This is a genomic window from Amycolatopsis samaneae (assembly GCF_039541975.1).
In the GTDB taxonomy this organism is placed as follows: domain Bacteria; phylum Actinomycetota; class Actinomycetes; order Mycobacteriales; family Pseudonocardiaceae; genus Amycolatopsis; species Amycolatopsis samaneae.
On record NZ_BAABHG010000005.1, the window covers coordinates 504,155 to 521,593 of the forward strand.

Sequence of the window (17,439 nt, forward strand, 5' to 3'; positions counted from 1 at the left end):
CGGCCTACTTCCCCTTGTTCTCGGCGCGGTGTTTCCCGCCACCGCCCGAGTTGTTGATCTCCTGTGTCCGATCCGGATTGCCGCCCGATCCCGTGGTCTCGCTCTTGTTCTCGTGCTTGCCCATCATCGGCCCCCGTCCGTGTTCGTAGTGCTCACTCGCAGTGTTCACCGTGGCCAGCGCGTGCGGTGAGCACAAGGTCTGACGCGGTCCCTCCACCTGGTGGGTGACGTCGCTTCCACCCCAACGGCCCAACAGGAGCCGTCAGATGGCGGCGGCTGTTCACCACAAAACGGTCACTGTGAGTGACTTTCGTGCGCCTTGGTCATCGACTCAGGGGATCGCCATCCCCGGCGAAGATTTTTCCGGCGGTAGTGTCGGCGGTATGCGGATGTCGTCCGGCCAGGCGAGGGAACGGTTCGCCGCGGCGCGGGTGGCGAGGTTCGCGACGGTGTCGGAGGCGGGGGCGCCGCATCTGGTGCCGGTGACCTTCGCGGTGTCGGGCGAGGTCGTGGTGTTCGCGGTGGATCACAAGCCGAAGAGCACGACGGCGCTGCGTCGCCTGCGGAACATCGAGGCGAACCCCGCGGTGTGTTTTCTCGCCGACGGCTATGACGAGGACTGGTCGCGGCTGTGGTGGGCGCGGGCCGACGGTGTCGCGCGGGTGCTCACCGATCCCGGGGAGCGGACGGAGCCGGTGCGGTGGCTGCGCGCGAAGTATCCACAGTACGCCGCGCGCCCGCCCGAGCACGCGGTGGTCAGCGTCCTGGTCCACACGTGGCGTGGTTGGCAGGCGGCCGAAACGCCGTGAAGGCCTCCTTCACAGTGTTGAGCGCTGTGAAGGAGGCCTTCACGGAACGACGGGGAGCTAGTGGCTGCCGGTGGTGGCGGGCTCGGCGGGTTTGCCGCCGGTCGGCTCGGTGGGCAGGAACTTGTCGGCGGGGTCGCGGCGCCACGCGGCGGCGAGGCCGAGCGGGTCGGGGCGCAGCAGGGACGCGGCGGCGTAGAGGCTCGCCGCGATGACGAGGGCGATGTACCACCAGTCGTAGAGCGCCTGTTCCCCGGTCGGGTAATAGACCAGGGTGACGAACACCGACACCGCGACCACGGCCGAGAGGTTGCGCCGCTGCCACCTGTACGTGGACAGCAACACGAAACCCCAGGTCAGATACCACGGCAGGGTCGGGGGGAAGAGGATCGCGACGGCGAGCAGGACGACCGCGGAGCGGAAGATGGCGTTCTTGCCGCCGTCACGGGCGAGCCACCACTGCCAGACCCCGAACACGGCGAGGCCGATCATCGCGATGGCGCGGGCGACGGTGACGAACGGGGACGGCTGGACGTCGACGACCAGGTGCACCAGCGAGTAGAACACCTCGCCGATGCCGGTCGGGAAGTTCAGCCAGTTCGCGATGAGCTGGGGTGCCTTGAGCCCGGCGAACCAGCCGAGGTTCAGCGAGCCCAGCGAGACCCAGGTGCCGAGTACGAACACCGGGAGGAACAGGGCGACCGACGCGACGCCGGCGCGGAGGAAGTTGCGGACCTTCGACTCGCCGGGCAGGTGGTTGGCCCAGACCCAGACCAGGAACGGCAGGGCGATCGCGGCGGTCGGCTTGATCAGCATGCCGAGGGTGACCAGCACGATCGCGACGACGTGCTTGCGTTCCAGCGCGGCGAGCACGCCGATGGTGAGAAACGCCAGCATCATCAGGTCGTTGTGCGGGCCGCCGAAGAGGTGGATGACCATCATCGGGCTGGCCACGGCGAGCCACAGCGTCACGGGCAGCTTGCCGCCGAGGTGGCGGACCAGCCGGGGCAGGGCCCACAGCGTCCCGGCGAGCCCGGCGAGCAGCACGAGGCGGGTGAGGATGACGCCGGGGATCATGTTGTCGCCGGTGAGCGCGACGATGCCCTTGGACAGCAGCAGGAACAGCGGCCCGTACGGCGCGGGGGTGGTCTGCCACAGCGGGTGCACGTTCTGCACGACGTTGGGCAGCACGTCGAGCTCGGCGGGCCCGTTGGCGTACGGGTCGAGGCCGTGCAGCAGCTGGGCGCCCTGGCCGAGGTAGGAGAAGACGTCGCGGGTGAACAGCGGCGGCGAGATCAGCAGCGGCGCCATCCAGCAGAAGGCGGCGATCAGCACGGGTCTGCTACCGACGCGACCGGCCAGTACGTACCGGCCGAGCCGGACCCAGGCCCAGATGACGAGCGCGAAGCCGACGTACAGCACGGCGTTGGCGAGCATCCGGCCGTGGCCGTAGCGGATCCACGACAGCGGGCCCTGGCCGAGCACCGGGTCGTGGATCAGGATGCCGCCGGCGCCGAACGCCCCGAGCATGAGCAACGTGCTGCCCACGGTGCCCATGGCGATGGTCCGATAGGGAAACCGCGAGGGCACCAGAAGATCACCCACGGGGCTTGCCGGGGACAGCGGTGCCGGATCTGTAGTAGTCGCCATTTCGTTGCAGAAGACTACACACCGCACTGGTGTGACTGTGCGGCAGCAGCGAATTTCGGCGGGCGAGAGCCAGATCGCGTGATCATTTACCGGCCGCCGTGCGCGGTGCGGTGCCGCCGGGCAGCGCGGCGAGCAGGGACTTGGTGTAGTCGTGGTGCGGGTCCAGCAGCACCTGCTCGACAGTGCCGGTCTCGACCAGCTCGCCCCGGTACATCACCGCGACCCGGTCGGCGATGTTCCAGGCCAGCCCGAGGTCGTGGGTGATCACGAGCGCGGCGAGGCCCAGCCGGCGCCGCAGGCGCAGCAGCAACGCGAGGACTTCGCCGCGTACGGACGCGTCGAGCGAGGCCACCGGCTCGTCGGCGACGAGCACCGACGGTGCCAGCGCCAGCGCTCCCGCGATCACCACGCGCTGGCGTTGCCCGCCGGACAGCTCGTGCGGGAGCCTGCCGAGGAACTTCTCCGGCGGACGTAGTTCCGCGGCCTCCAGCGCCTTGAGGACGGTCGCGCGTTCGTCGGCGAGGCCGTGGATGCGGGGGCCTTCGGCGACGGCTTCGTAGACGGTGTGCGCGGGGTTGAGCGCGCTCGCCGGGTCCTGCAGGACCAGCTGGACCTGCCGCCGGTAGGCACGCAGGCCCTGACCGCCGGAGGGGACGGGGTCGCCGTCGTAGCTGACCTGCCCGGAGTCGGGTCTCTGCAGGCCGAGCAGGGTGCGGGCGAGGGTGGTCTTGCCGGAGCCGGACTGGCCGACCAGCGCGACGATCTCGTCCCGGTGCACCGCGAGGTCGACGCCGGCGACGGCGTGGATGCGTTTCCCGGTCCGGTCGCGGAAGCTGACCCGTAGGTCCTTGGCGGCCAGGAGCGGGGTTCCGCCGGGGGTTTCGCGGTTTTCCGGTTCGGGTGGCAGCGGGGTGCTGGTGGCCGGTGCGAAGCGCGAGGCGGGGTCGCCGACGGTCGGGAACGCGGCGGCCAGTGCGCGGCTGTGCTCGTGCCGGGGCGCGCTCATCAGCTCGGCGCCGGGGCGTTCTTCGACGATCTCGCCATCGTACATGACCGCGATGCGCTCGCAGGTGGCGGCGAGCACGGACAGGTCGTGACTGATCATGATCAGCCCGATGTCCTGTTCGGCGACGAGCCTGCTGAGCAGGGCGAGGACCTGGGCCTGGACGATGACGTCGAGGGCGGTGGTCGGCTCGTCGGCGATGATCAGCCGGGGCGAGCAGGCCAGCGCCATGGCGATCATGACGCGTTGTTTCTGGCCGCCGGACAGCTCGTGCGGGTAGGCGCCGGCCCGGCTCGGGGGCAGGTCGACCTGGGCGAGCAGCTCGGCGACCTTCGCGTCGACCTCGGCGTCGGTCGGGGCCTTGCCCTTCTCGGGCGGGTGCAGGCGGAGAGGTTCGGCGATCTGCTCGCCGACGCGGCGGACCGGGTTGAGCGCGTGCATGGCGCCCTGGAACACGACCGACGCCTCGGCCCAGCGGACCGCGCGCAGCCGTCCCCAGCGCATCGTGGTGACGTCCTCGCCGTCGAGGAGGATCTCGCCGGTGACCCGCGCGCTGCGCGGTAACAGCCGCAGCACGCTCATCGCCATGGTCGACTTCCCCGACCCCGACTCCCCCGCGACGCCGAGCGTGCCGCCCGGGTCCAGCCGCAGGTCCACGCCGCGCACGGCGGTGACCTCTCCCCCGCCGGTGCGGTAGCTGACGCCGAGGTTCTTCAGTTCCAGCAACGGATTCACGATCGTTGTCCCTTGAGCCGCGGGTTCAGCACCGTCTCCAGGCCACGCCCGACGAGGGTGAAGAACAGGACGACCAGAACGATGGCGATACCCGGTGGAAGCAGGTTCCACCAGGCGCCCTTGCTGACGGCGCCGTTGTTGAGCGCGGTTTCGAGCATGGCTCCCCAGGAGACGGCGTTCGGGTCCCCGACGCCGAGGAAGGACAGGGTCGCGTCGGCGATGATCGAGTTGCCGACGACCAGGGTGGTGTTGGCCAGCACCAGCGGCATCACGCCGGGCAGGACGTGTTTGCCGACGATGTGCAGGTGACCGCCGCCGAGTGCCTTGGCGCGCTCGATGTAGGGCCTGCTCTCGATGGTCAGCGTCTGCGCGCGGACGAGCCGGGCGGTGCTGGGCCACGCGGTGACGCCGATGGCGACGATGATGGTGCCGATCCCCTGCCGCATCACCGCGGACAGCGCGATGGCGAGCACCAGCGAGGGCAGCACCAGGAAGAAGTCGGTGAACCGCAGCAGGATCGCCGACACCCAGCCGCCGAAGTGCGCGGCGGTGATGCCGATGAGGGTGCCGATCAGCACCGACAGCAGCGTCGCGGAGAACCCGACGAGCAGCGAGACCCTGGTGCCCCACAACGTCATCAGCAGCACGGAGCGGCCGTCGATGTCGGTGCCGAGCCAGTACTGCGCGCTGGGCGGGTTGAGCGGCCCGCCGGTCGCCTTCGTGACGTCCAGGCCGGACTCGTCGGACAGGACCGGCATCAGCAGGGCGGCCAGCACGGTGACCCCGAGGCAGATCAGCCCGATCAGGCCGGGTTTCTGGCTCGCGAACTCGTGCCAGGTCTTCGCGATCGAGGCGCGGCGCCGCCGCCAGGCGATCGCGCGCGGACTCTCCGCGGCGTTTTCCGTGGTGGTCATGTCGTCCGCACCCTCGGGTCGAGCACGCGGTAGAGCAGTTCCGCGAGCAGGTTCATCAGCACCACCGAACCGGCGAGCACCACGAAGACGCCCTGCAGTACCGGCAGGTCGGGGCCGTGCAGGGAGGTGTAGACCAGCTGGCCGAGGCCGGGCCAGCTGAACACCGCCTCGACGGTGACCGCGCCGGAGACGACCATGCCGAACTGCATGAACACCAGCGTCACGGTAGGCAGGAGCGCGTTGGGCACGGCGTGGCGGCGCCGGACGAGGTCGTCGCGCAGGCCCTTGGCGCGGGCGGTGGTGAGGTAGTCGGCGTTCATCTCGCCCAGCAGCGACGATCGCATGATGAGCATGTACTGGGCGTAGAACACCGCCAGCAGGGTCAGGCACGGCAGGATCAGGTGGTGCAGGACGTCGAGGGTCTGCGGCAGGAACCCGGGCGCGGCGTCGGGTGAGTGCATGCCGCGGCTGGGGAACACGCCGTTGGTGACGACCAGCAGGATCAGCCCGAGCCAGAACTGCGGGACCGACCAGAGGGTCAGCGCGATCCCGGTCTGGGCGCGGTCGAAGAAGCTGTCGTGTTTCCACGCGGCCCGGATGCCGAGCCACAGCCCGATCGCGACGGCGAGCACGGTGGCGCTGCCGACGAGCAGCACCGTGGGCCAGAGCCGTTCGCCGATCATGTCGAGGACCGGGCGCCGCTCCAGGTAGGAGGTGCCGAAGTCGCCGTGCAGCAGTCCGCCGAGGTAGTTGAAGAACTGGCTCAGCATGGGCTTGTCGACGCCGAGCTGTTCGCGCAGCTCGGCCAGCTGCTGGGGGCTGGTCGGCCGGTCGCGGATCATGAACGAGACCGGGTCGCCGGGCAGCATGCGGAACAGGAAGAACCCGAGCACGATCACCAGCACGACGCTGGCGAGCGCGCCGCCGATCCTGGTCAGGACGAACCGGAGGGTTCCGGTCCCGCCTCGCCGTTCGTCGGGGTCGACGAGCGAGGAGGCGTGGTCGGGGGAACTGAGTGTCTGCGTCAAAGCCGTATAACCCCGTTACTCCCGGTCGTCCGCGTTGCGGCCGCGGCGGCCGATCAGCACGCCACCACCGACGAGCACCACGACCACCACGGCGCCGAGGACGATCCACAGCCCGGTGTTGCCGCCGCCCTCGCTCGACGCCGCCTGCTGCCCGGCCGGGGTGGCGCCGTAGAGGCCCCAGTACCCACTCTGTTCGAGGATCTGACCCTCGGGCTGCGGCTGCCTGGTGAACGACGCGAAGGTGTCCGAGCGGTAGGCCTCCAGCACGTTCTGGTAGTCGAGCACGACGTTCGCGTACTGACCGGCCAGCCGGGCCTGCGCCTGCTTGGCGTACTCGGCGCGCTTGCCGAGGTCGGTCTCGGCGAGCTGCTTGGCGTAGAGGTCATCGTACTGGGGGTCGCAGAAGAACGTGTCGGTGTTGGCGCCCTTGCCCTGCGCGTTCGGCCGCGCCGAGCAGGTGTGCAGCGACAGCACCGAGTCCGGGTCGGGGTTGGCGGAGTAGCCGCCGATGTAGAGGTCGTAGTTGCCCGCGTTGCTGCGGTCGTTGAGTTCCTCGTCGGAGACCAGTTCCGAGCGCACGGAGATGCCGATGTCCTTGAGCCAGCCGCCGATGTACTGGGCGGCGCGCTGGTCGTAGGGGCGGCTGGCGTGGCCGGACAGGCGCAGTTCGAGCCGTCCGGCGCCGGGCACGGTGCGGACGCCGTCGCCGCCCTTGACGTATCCGGCCGCGTCGAGCGTCGCGTTCGCCGCGGCGAGGTCGAACTTCGTCCGCTCGGCGTCGGCCGGGTCCCAGTGGTAGGCGGAGTAGACCGACGGGATGATCCCGCCGGGCAGCTGGGCGTAGCCGCCCATCACCCTGTCCACAATGGTCTTCGGGTCGATGGCCTGCGCGATGGCCTTGCGCAGGCGGATGTCCTTGAGCGCGGGGTTGCCGTTGCCGATCGGCTGGTTGTCCGCGTTCTGGACGCCGAAGTTGATGTTCAGCGCGTCGTAGCGGCGCCCCGGTGCCTTGTTGGTGGCGATGTTCGGCTGGCCCTTGAGCGCGTCGAACTGGGTCGGGGTCAGCCGGTTGATGACGTCGACCTCGTTCTGCTTCAGCGCGTTCACCGCGGCTTCGGCGTCCTTGAACACCAGCAGTTGCAGTTCGTCGACCTTGGGCGCGCCGCGCCAGTAGTCCTTGTTGGCCTTGAACTTGACGTACTCGTTCTGCTTGTACTCCGAGAGCAGGTACGGGCCGTTGCCGACCCCGACGACCGCGGCGGTGTCGGTCTTCGGGTCGGTCAGGTCCTTGATCGGCGCCCACACGTGTTCCGGCACGATCGGGACGTCCAGCAGTGACACCGTCGACTGCGGGGTCTTGGTCTTGATGACCAGTGTGGCGTCGTCCGGCGCCGAAACCGACTCGAAGCTGGAGACGTAGCTGCCGTTGGCGGTGCGCGCGGTCTCGTCGGTCAGCATCCGGTTGAACGTGAACGCCGGGTCCTTGGCGGTCACCGGCTTGCCGTCGGACCATTTGGTGCCCTGGCGGATCTTGAACGTCCAGGTCAGCTTGTCCGGTGAGGTCGTCCACGACTCGGCGAGCGCGGGCGCGGGCTCCGCCTTCTCGGCCGACGGGATGGTCAGGAACTCGTAGTTGAGCCTGCCCACCTGGGTGGCCGCGAGCAGGGTCGCGGTGAACGGGTTGAGGTGGTCGATCCCGGTGATCAGCGCCACCCGCAGCGTCTTGCCCTGCTGGGCATGGGCGGGCACGGCGAGCGGCATCGCCGCCAGGATCCCCGCGGCGAGCACCACGCCCGCCCGGCTGACGCGCCGTCTACCCGTCATATGGCGAGAGAGCACCGATGACCACCCCATTTGTTCTAGGACATTCGACCCCGAGGCGCAAAAGTAACCACTCACGCGCGTCCGGTGTCAACGATCGCCACCCGTCAATGCCAAGCCGTGACTAAAGTGCGTCGCATGCGGATCATGATCTCGGCGGACATGGAGGGCGCGACCGGGGTGACGTGGACCGACGACGTCATCCCCGGCTCGCCGCAGTGGCAGCGGTTCCGGAAACTGTTCACCGGGGACGTCAACGCCACGCTGGCCGGAGTGTTCGACGCGGGCGCCACGGACGTGCTGGTCAACGAGGCACATTCCTCGCAGCGCAACCTGCTGCTGGAGGACCTCGACGAGCGGGCGCGGATGCTGACCGGGCGGCACAAGCCGCTGTCGATGATGCAGGGCGTCGACTCGGGTGTGGACGGGGTCGTCTTCCTCGGTTACCACGCCGGGGCGGGGTTCGACGGCGTGCTGTCGCATACCTACCTGGAGAACCAGATAACCGGGGTGTGGCTGGACGACGTCCCGGCGAGCGAGGGCAGGCTGAACGCGGCGATGGCCGCGGAGTACGGCGTCCCGGTCCTGCTCGTCTCCGGCGACGACAAGACCTGTGAGGACGCCCGCGACTACGCGCCGGACGCCGAGCTGGTGCCGGTGAAGGAGTGTGTCAGCCGGTACGCGGCGATCTGCCTGCCGCCCGCGCGCACGGCCGCGTTGCTGGCGGAGGCGGCGGCGGAGTCGATGAAGCGGGCGGGAAGGTCCACGCCCGACCCTGGCCCGCACCGGATCGAGGTCGAGTTCGACGCGAGCCACCTCGCGCAGGCGGCCGCGGTGATCCCGACCGTGGAGCAGATCGGGGTGCGCCGGGTCGGATTCGACGCGCCGAGCATGACCGAGGCGATGAAGGCGTTCAAGGTGGTCACCGCGATCGCGGCAGGCGCGGTGCAGGGCATTTATGGCTGACGTCGTCGAAGTGTGCGCGGACCTGATCCGGTTCGACACGACCAACCGCGGTGACGGCGACTCCGAGGGCGAGCGGGAGGCGGCCGAGTACGTCGCCGGGCTGCTCGACGCGTCCGGGGTGCCGCCGAAGATCCTGGAGCGCGCGCCACGACGGTCCAATGTGGTCGCCCGGATCCCCGGCACCGATCCGTCGCTGCCCGCGCTGCTGGTGCAGGGGCATCTGGACGTGGTGCCCGCGGACGCGGCGGACTGGTCGGTGCCGCCGTTCTCCGGTGAGGTGCGCGACGGGTTCCTCTGGGGCCGGGGCGCGGTGGACATGAAGGACTTCTGCGCGATGACGCTCGCCGCCGTCTCCTCGGGGCTGCGGCCTCGCCGGGACGTCGTGCTCGCGTTCGTCGCCGACGAGGAGGATCGCGGCGAGTACGGCGCGCACTGGCTGGTCGAGGAGCACCCCGAGCTGTTCGAGGGCTGCGCCGCGGCGATCAGCGAGTCCGGCGGCTACACCTATCCGGTACCGGCGGCCGACGGGCGGACCGTGCGGTTGTACCCGGTGGCCACGGCGGAGCGCGGGACCGCGCACCTGCGGCTGACCGCGCGTGGCCGGGCGGGGCACGGTTCCCGGCCCAACGACGAGAACGCGGTGATCCGCCTGGTCGGCGCGTTGCAGCGGATCGCGGCGCACCGCTGGCCGGTGCGGTTGACCCCGACGGTGCGGGCCTTCCTCGAACGGACCGGGGAGGCTCTCGGCGTCCCGGTCGATTTGTCCGATGTGGACGGTACGATCGCGCGGCTCGGCCCGGCGGGCGCGCTGGTGGTGCCGACGGTGCGGGTGAGCACCACCCCGACGATGCTGTCCGCGGGGTACAAGGTGAACGTCATCCCGAGCACGGCGACCGCGCAGGTCGACGTCCGGGTGCTGCCGGGCACCGAGGAGGAGGCCCTCGCCGAGCTGGACGGGCTGCTCGGCGAGGGCGTCGAGCGGGAGTTCGTCGCGCACCAGGGCCCGGTGCAGGCACCGGTCGATTCGCCGTGGTTCGACGCGATGGCCGGTGCGCTGCGCGCCGAGGACCCGGACGCGGTGGTGGTGCCCTACTGCATGGGTGGCGGGACGGACGCGAAGGCGTTCAGTCAGCTGGGTATCGACTGCTACGGCTTCGCGCCGCTGTCCCTGCCCGAGGGTTTCCCGTACCGCGCGATGGCGCACGGTGTCGACGAACGGGTGCCGGTCGAGGGTCTGCGTTTCGGCGAGCGGGTGCTGACTCGCTTCCTGACCGAGGCCTGACCTGCCCGATCACCCGAGATCTCCGTCTGATCACGCGAAACCTCCTTCCGATCACGTGAAGTCGCCTGACCTGCTCCGGCGAACTCATGTGCGTGGACGGAGTGCTCGTGTGATTGAACGGAGATCTCGCGTGTTTCGGGGTTTCAGCGGGTGAATTCGGCCCACCATCGGGTGTTTTCGCGGATGGGTTCGATGCCGACCAGGCGGACGCCGTCCTGGGCGAACGATTCGACCTCGGCGCGGCTGAGCGGCCATGGCGGGCCGCTCCAGGTGGCGGTGTCGATGCTCTCCTCGGCGACGGCGCTGACCAGTGCGGTGCCGCCGGGCGCGAGGAATCCGGCGACGGACGCGACGGCCTTCGGGCGGACGTCGCGGGGCATCGCCTGGACGTTGATGATCTCGACGACGAGGTCGAAGGCGTGGTGCCATTCGGGTGGCGGTGCGAGCAGGTCGGCGACCTGGTAGTCCACTGTGGACTCCGGGAACCGGCGGCGGGCGGCCGCGACGGCGGTGGCGGCGACGTCGAATCCGGTGGTGACGTAGCCGGCGGCCGCGAGGAGCTCGGGGTCGTCGCCGAGGGCGCTGCCGACGACCAGTGCGCGGCGGCCGTCGCCGGGATGTGCCGCGGCCCAGGCGGCGAGTTCGCGGTTCGGTTCGCCCCGTGCCCATGGGACGACCGCGTCGCCGGACTCGGCGGCGACGTACAGCGGTTCGAACCAGCCGGTCGGGTCACCGGCGGCGAGGGCGGCCTTGGCGAGGGTGGCGTCGTCGGTGGTCTGGGTCTGTTCGGACGAGTCGGTGGTTTCAGGCTGCGTGCTCACCGGATCGTTTATACCCCGGGACCCCTCCCCCAGCCGCACGCTTTAATGCAAGATGAGCGACCGCCCGAACTCCGGTCGTCGCGACGTGGGCCCGGGGTGGGTGGCCGCACGCGGCGGCGTTGGGGGTCGTGGTGGGCGTGGTGGCCGCCTCCGCCACGCCCACCACGGGAGGTCTTCCGGCTCAGCGCGCGACCGGGCCGGGTATGGCGTAGAGGCCGTTACCCGCCCAGTCCACGACGTCGTGCGGCGGTGTGACGGGCGGGACCGGGCGGAAGTTGGCCGCGTCGTCACTGCTGCCGGTGCCGGTGTACTTCGCCCGCAGCGGGTACGGGTACACCGGGCGCGTCCGGAGCACGGTCCCGCCCTGGTCCTTCCCGGTCGCCACGACGCTCGACGGTGCCGTGCCGTGTTCCACCCAGCCGGTCAGCGCGCGCAGCGGGTCGAACTCGGTGAGCCCGGACCCGCCCGCGCAGTGATACAGCGACGGGACCATGAACAGCCGTGCCCACTCCTGGGTCCGGCCCGGTCCGCCGGAACGTTCCCAGAGCCGCTGGTAGTAGTCGAGGGTCCCGGTCGGCGGGATCGCCTGGTCGGCCCAGCCGTGCCAGAGGATCAGCTTCCCGCCCGCCCGGTGGAACGCGCGCAGGTCGAGGTTCATCGCGTTGGCGCGCAGGCCTTCGGCGGTGAGCCGGTCGAACTCCTCGGTGGTGAAGGCGAACCGGTCGACCGAGGAGGTGGGCTCGCCGATCGGGTAGGCCAGGTACTTCAGGTAGTTGTCCGCGAACGCCGTCGCGGCCGAGGGACCGCCGGGCACCGAAGGGGTGATCCAGTTCGCCCAGGCGAGTTCGGAGCCGACCGGTTCGCCGCCGGGGTAGAGCAGCCTGCCGTGGGAGTCGGACGGCGCGGCGTAGATCTTCTTGACGGCCTCGACCTGTGCGGGGGTGAGGCAGTCCGGCCGATCGGCGCCCGGGCAGCGCAGGACCGCCGGATCGAACCGGCATTCCCGCGGTTCGTCGATCTGGCCGTCGGCGAGTCCGTCGGCGCGGTCGCAGCCGGCCAGTGCGGCGGCGTGCAGCGGGGGCAGTTTGGCGGTGGTGAGGATCGGCTTGCCGTCGGCGCCGGTGTTGGCTCGTGCCAGCCAGGTCTGGAAGACGCCGATCAACGGGTCCCAGTCGGCGGCGGGGGCGCCGGCGACGATGCCGTCGAAGTCGGTCGGGTAGCGCTGCGCGAGCAGCAGTGCCTCGCGGCCGCCGTCGGAGCAGCCGGTGAAGTAGGACCGGTGTGGTGGCGCGCCGTAGAAGAGGCCGATCAGGTGTTTCGCCGCGCGGGACACCACATGTGGCGCGCGGAAGGCGAAGTCGTCGCGGGCGGCCTGGTCGTGCGCGCCCCAGGTGCCGTCGGTGACCGCCTCGGGGCCTTCGCCCTTGCCGACGTGCCCGTCGTCGGTGGCCGCGACCGCCATGTCCCCGCCGTGCGGCGGGCCGCAGCCGACGACCGGCGGGTCGGCGAGGACGCCGCAGAAGCCACCGCAGCCGTACTGCAGGTACCGGCCCGCGTAGGTCTTGGTGGGCAGTTTCAGCACGAACCGGACGGCGGGCTCGATGTATCCGCGGACGTCGCAGTGTTCGGGCTGGTTCTTCGTCGCGGCCACGACGGTGGCCTGGGTGACGTGGGTGGCCGCGCCCGGGAGGGCGTGGTCGCCGGGCAGTTGGGCGCAGGATCGCACCGGGTGGCGGACCGCGTCGTCGGCGGCCAAGGCCGGGGTGGCGGCGACCAGGCCGGTCACCGCGAGTGTCATGGTCGTGAGTACGGGAAGGAATCGGAACCGCATCGCTGACCCCCTGGTCCGTCGTTCGACGGTCTCCCACTCACCTTGGCCACCGGGCCCGGGGCCTGTCCAGTCGTTTCGGCGGCCAGCGGAAGGACGAGCGCGCGCGTCCCCGCCTGTCCGTTTTCGGCCAGGTTTCCGCCGGAAGTCTTGACATCGATGTCAGGGCGAGTTTCCCTTCGTTCGCGCCGACGGTCCCCCGCCCGGCCGGCGCGTCACGGAGGCCTTGCCGAATGTTTCGAAGAAAGCTTGGTGCAACGATGCCCCGAAGCCGCAGATCCGTCCACGCGACCCTGGTCGCGGTGGTCGCCGCCGCCGGGCTGGCCGCGCTACCGGCGACCGGCGCCGCGGCGGCGGACTCCCCGCCGCCCGATTTCACCTCCTCGTTCGAGCCGTCGGATCCGCAGCCGACGTGGACCGACACCGTTGACACCGACGCGGCCGGAAAGCCGCGGTCCTCGGGCGTCAACGGTGCGAACGGGGCCACCATCCCCGGTGACATCCGGGGCAGGGTGACCGGCACGAGCGCGAGTGACGAGAACACCGGCGGCGGTGAGGTCGTCGCGAACCTGGTCGACGGCTCCCCGGACACGAAGTGGCTGTCCTGGAAGCCGACCGGGTGGGCGCGGGTCGCGCTCTCGGCGCCGACCGCGATCACGCACTACGCGCTGACCTCGGCCAACGATGCGGCGGAACGCGACCCGAAGGACTGGACGCTGCAGGGCAGCATCGACGGCCTGACCTGGTCCGATGTGGACAAGCAGGCCGGGCAGAAGTTCAGCGCGAGGCTCCAGGAAAAGAGCTACAAGCTCGCCGCGCCGAGCGCGGCGTTCAAGTTCTACCGGCTGACCGTCACCGCGAACAACGGCGGGCCGATCCTGCAGCTCGCCGAGTTGCTGCTGGCCAACGACGATCCGGCGCCGCCGCCGTTGCCGAACATGCGCAGTTTCGCCGACAACGGCCCGACCAGCGGGTACACCAACAAGAACCGCGTCGGGTTCACCGGGGCCAACGCGTTCCGTTACTCGGGCACGCAGACCGCGGCCGGGCATGGCTGGTCCTACAACAGGATCTACGCGGTGGACATCCCGGTGACCGGGTCGACGGAGCTGTCCTACAAGGTGCAGCCGCAGTTCATGACCGGGGACCTCAGGTACCCGAGCACGAACGTCGCGATCGATCTGGCCTTCACCGACGGCACCTACCTGCGTGACCTCGGCGCGACCGACCAGTACGGGTTCCCGCTGACGCCGGAGGGGCAGGGCGCGAGCAAGGTCCTCTACGCCAACCAGTGGAACCTGGTGCGGTCGCTGATCGGCACGGTGGCCAAGGGCAAGACGATCTCGCGGATCCTGGTCGGCTACGACAACCCGAACGGTCCCGGTTCGTTCCAGGGCTGGCTCGACGACGTCAAGATCTCCGCGACGCCGACACCCCCGGCGAGCAAGCGGCCCAGCGACAACGTGATCACCACCCGCGGCACGCTGGCGAACGGGACGTTCTCCCGGGGCAACAACTTCCCGGCGACGGCGGTGCCGCACGGGTTCAACTTCTGGACCCCGGTCACCGACGCGGGCGCCGACCGGGGTGGCTCGCCCCGGTGGCTGTACAACTACCACTCGCAGAACGACGACCGGAACCTTCCGCAGCTGCAGGCGTTCAGCGTCAGTCACGAGCCGAGCCCGTGGATGGGCGACCGGCAGGTCTTCCAGGTGATGCCGTCCGCGGCCGCCGGGGTGCCCGACGCCAACCGTGACGCGCGGGCGCTGGCGTTCAAGCACGACGACGAGACCGCGCGGGCGCACTACTACGGGGTGCGGTTCCAGAACGGGATCAGCACCGAGATCGCCCCGACCGACCACGCGGCGATGTTCCGGTTCTCCTTCCCCGGCACCGATTCCAGCCTGATCTTCGACAACGCCACCAACGCGGGCGGGCTGACGCTCGACGCCGCGACCGGCACGCTGTCCGGTTACACCGAGACCGGTGTGTACGCGGGCGCGGGCCGGATGTTCGTCTACGCGACCTTCGACCGGCCGGTGACCGCGAGTGGCAAGCTCACCGGGCAGGGCCGCGACAACGTCACCGGCTACCTGCGCTTCGACGCGGGCGCCGGCAAGACGGTGAACATGCGGATCGCGACGTCGCTGATCAGCGTGGAGCAGGCGAAGAAGAACCTGGCACAGGAGATCGCCCCGGCCGCGACCTTCGACTCGGTGCGTGACGCCGCGCAGCGGGCGTGGGACGAGCAGCTGAAGGTGATCGAGGTCGAGGGCGCGTCGAAGGACCAGCTCACGACGCTCTACTCGAATCTGTACCGGCTTTTCCTCTACCCGAACTCCGCGTTCGAGAACACCGGCACGGCCGAGAAGCCCGCCTACAAGTACGCGAGCCCGGTGTCGCCGAAGGCGGGCCAGGACACCGCGACCCAGACCGGGGCGAAGGTGGTCGACGGGCAGATGTATGTCAACAACGGGTTCTGGGACACCTACCGCACCACGTGGCCCGCGTATTCGCTGCTGAGCCCGGACATGGCGGGCAAGATGGTCGACGGGTTCGTGCAGCAGTACCGCGACGGCGGCTGGATCGCGCGCTGGTCCTCTCCCGGTTACGCGGACCTGATGACCGGGACCAGCTCGGACGTCGCGTTCGCCGACGCGTATCTCAAGGGTGTCAAGAACTTCGACGTCAAGTCGGCCTACGACGCGGCGTTGAAGAACGCGACGGTGACGCCGCCGAACTCCGCGGTCGGCCGGAAGGGGCTGGACCAGTCGATCTTCCTCGGGTACACGCCCAACACCACCGGTGAGGGCTTCTCGTGGGCGATGGAGGGCTACGTCAACGACTTCGGCATCGCGAACCTCTCGAAGAAGCTTTACGACGAGGCCGCGGCGAACGACCCACGCAAGGCGGAGTACCTGGAGAACTACGAGTACTTCACCAGCCGTGCGCAGCAGTACGTGAACCTGTTCGACTCCGGTGTCGGGTTCTTCCAGGGCAAGGACGCCGGCGGTAAGCCCACCCGGTCGAAGGCCGAGTACGACCCGCGCGTCTGGGGCGGGGACTACACCGAGACCGACGGCTGGAACATGGCCTTCACCGCGCCGCAGGACGGGCAGGGCCTGGCGAACCTCTACGGCGGCAAGGACAAGCTGGCGGGCAAGCTGGACGCGTTCTTCGCCGACCAGGAGACCGCGGAGTTCCCGGGCTCCTACGGCGGGACGATCCACGAGATGCGGGAGGCGCGGGACGTGCGGATGGGCCAGTACGGCCACTCCAACCAGCCCTCGCACCACATCCTCTACATGTACGACTACGCGGGCCAGCCGGCGAAGACCCAGGCGAAGGTGCGCGAAGCGCTCTCGCGGCTCTATACCGGCAGTGAGCTCGGGCAGGGTTACGCGGGCGACGAGGACAACGGCGAGATGTCGGCGTGGTACGTCTTCAGCGCGCTGGGTTTCTATCCGCTGCAGATGGGCAGCCCGGACTACGCGATCGGTTCGCCGCTGTTCACCAAGGCGACCATCCACCTCGCCGGGGGCAGGGATCTGGTGATCAACGCGCCGAAGAACAGCGCGAAGAACGTCTACGTCCAGTCCCTGAAGGTGAACGGGCAGCCCCACACCTCGACGTCGCTGTCGCAGGACCTGCTGGCTCGCGGGGGCACGCTCGACTTCGAGATGGGCCCGAACCCGTCGAAGTGGGGCACCGGCGCCAACGACGCGCCGAAGTCGATCACCACCGGTGACGCGGTGCCGACGCCGCTGCACGACGAGACCGCTCCCGGCAGGGGCACGGTGTCCTCTTCGGACGGTTCGGACGTGTCCGCGCTGTTCGACAACACGTCGCGGACCGAGGCCCGCGTCACGGGCGCGGTGCAGTACCGGCTCGAGTCGTCGAAGGAGGCGGTCACGCACTACACGCTGACCTCGCCGAAGGGCGCCGGGGACGTGAAGAGCTGGGTGCTGAAGGGCTCCTACGACGGCAAGACCTGGGCGGTCGCCGACGAGCAGACGAACCAGTCGTTCGCCTGGCGGCAGCAGACACGGTCGTTCAAGGTCGCCAAGCCCGCGCACTACACCCACTACCGGCTGGAGGTCACCGCGACCACCGGCGGGACGGCGTCGCTGGCCGAGGTCGAGCTGCTCGGCAGGCCGGACGCGGCGTGCACGCGGACGGTGACCGGGACCCACCAGGGCCCGCTGGCGGTGTCGACCGGTACGACGTGTCTGGAGGACGCGACCGTGACCGGGCCGGTGACGGTCGCGCCGGGCGCGAGCCTGGTGGCACACGGCGGGACGGTCTCGGGTCCGCTGTCGGCCTCGGGTGCCGGTCAGGTCGTGCTGGTCGGGACGAAGGTGGGCGGTCCGGTGTCGGTCAGCGGGACCACCGGCGCGGTGTCGATCGAGCGGGCCGAGATCGGCGGGCCGCTCGCGCTGACCGGCAACCGGGGCCCGGTGGTGGCGTCGAGCTCGGTCGGCGGGCCGCTGGCCTGCACGGGCAACACGCCCGCGCCGACCGACCACGCGCTGGGCAACACCGTCCGCGGTCCCGCCGCGGGCCAGTGCTCGGCGTTCTAGGCCGC

At 70.2% G+C, this 17,439-nt stretch carries 12 protein-coding genes; 4 read left to right on the top strand and 8 right to left on the bottom strand.

Annotated features, from left to right (window positions below; all coding sequences use genetic code 11):
• Window positions 1–4 precede the first annotated feature (4 nt).
• Entirely contained in the window at window positions 5–169 is a 165-nt protein-coding gene (locus ABD987_RS15825) for a hypothetical protein (protein ID WP_345392928.1), read from the bottom strand.
• A gap of 214 nt (window positions 170–383) precedes the next feature.
• Between ABD987_RS15825 and ABD987_RS15830 the strand changes: the two genes are divergently transcribed.
• Entirely contained in the window at window positions 384–809 is a 426-nt protein-coding gene (locus tag ABD987_RS15830) for a TIGR03668 family PPOX class F420-dependent oxidoreductase (RefSeq protein ID WP_345392930.1), read from the top strand.
• Between the two features lie 57 nt (window positions 810–866).
• On the opposite strand, the gene mptB is transcribed toward ABD987_RS15830, so the two are convergent.
• The 5 genes from mptB to ABD987_RS15855 all read right to left on the bottom strand — a co-directional run bounded on the left by mptB (window position 867) and on the right by ABD987_RS15855 (window position 7,960).
• A complete protein-coding gene (gene mptB, locus ABD987_RS15835; protein WP_345392933.1) occupies window positions 867–2,456 on the bottom strand; it encodes a polyprenol phosphomannose-dependent alpha 1,6 mannosyltransferase MptB in 1,590 nt (529 codons plus the stop codon).
• Window positions 2,457–2,538: 82 nt separating this feature from the next.
• Complete coding sequence (nikE, locus tag ABD987_RS15840) at window positions 2,539–4,194, bottom strand: nickel ABC transporter ATP-binding protein NikE (RefSeq protein ID WP_345392936.1); 1,656 nt, start codon at window positions 4,192–4,194, stop codon at window positions 2,539–2,541.
• Window positions 4,191–5,108, bottom strand: a complete 918-nt coding sequence (locus tag ABD987_RS15845) for an ABC transporter permease (RefSeq protein ID WP_345392939.1) — start codon at window positions 5,106–5,108, stop codon at window positions 4,191–4,193. Before ABD987_RS15845 ends, nikE begins: the two co-directional genes overlap by 4 nt.
• Complete coding sequence (locus ABD987_RS15850) at window positions 5,105–6,136, bottom strand: ABC transporter permease (RefSeq protein WP_345392942.1); 1,032 nt, start codon at window positions 6,134–6,136, stop codon at window positions 5,105–5,107. Before ABD987_RS15850 ends, ABD987_RS15845 begins: the two co-directional genes overlap by 4 nt.
• Before the next feature lie 15 nt (window positions 6,137–6,151).
• Window positions 6,152–7,960, bottom strand: coding sequence for an ABC transporter substrate-binding protein (locus tag ABD987_RS15855; RefSeq protein WP_345392945.1), 1,809 nt, complete (start codon window positions 7,958–7,960; stop codon window positions 6,152–6,154).
• Between the two features lie 135 nt (window positions 7,961–8,095).
• Here ABD987_RS15855 and ABD987_RS15860 point away from each other — a divergent pair, with 135 nt between their 5' ends.
• Window positions 8,096–8,923 (top strand): M55 family metallopeptidase, encoded by an 828-nt coding sequence (locus ABD987_RS15860; RefSeq protein ID WP_345392948.1) that lies wholly within the window; start codon window positions 8,096–8,098, stop codon window positions 8,921–8,923.
• Window positions 8,916–10,205 carry a M20/M25/M40 family metallo-hydrolase gene (locus ABD987_RS15865; protein WP_345392951.1) on the top strand — a complete coding sequence of 430 codons (1,290 nt, stop codon included), beginning with the start codon at window positions 8,916–8,918 and terminating at the stop codon, window positions 10,203–10,205. Before ABD987_RS15860 ends, ABD987_RS15865 begins: the two co-directional genes overlap by 8 nt.
• Before the next feature lie 143 nt (window positions 10,206–10,348).
• Here the strand turns inward: ABD987_RS15865 and ABD987_RS15870 are convergent, their stop codons facing one another.
• A complete protein-coding gene (locus ABD987_RS15870) occupies window positions 10,349–11,026 on the bottom strand; it encodes a class I SAM-dependent methyltransferase (protein WP_345392954.1) in 678 nt (225 codons plus the stop codon).
• A 181-nt stretch (window positions 11,027–11,207) separates the two neighbouring features.
• The gene (locus tag ABD987_RS15875) at window positions 11,208–12,824 is read right to left on the bottom strand and encodes a tannase/feruloyl esterase family alpha/beta hydrolase (RefSeq protein WP_345392957.1); all 1,617 of its coding nucleotides are present in this window, start codon (window positions 12,822–12,824) and stop codon (window positions 11,208–11,210) included.
• Between the two features lie 290 nt (window positions 12,825–13,114).
• Between ABD987_RS15875 and ABD987_RS15880 the strand changes: the two genes are divergently transcribed.
• Window positions 13,115–17,434 (top strand): GH92 family glycosyl hydrolase, encoded by a 4,320-nt coding sequence (locus ABD987_RS15880; protein WP_345392960.1) that lies wholly within the window; start codon window positions 13,115–13,117, stop codon window positions 17,432–17,434.
• The last annotated feature ends 5 nt before the right edge of the window (window positions 17,435–17,439 follow it).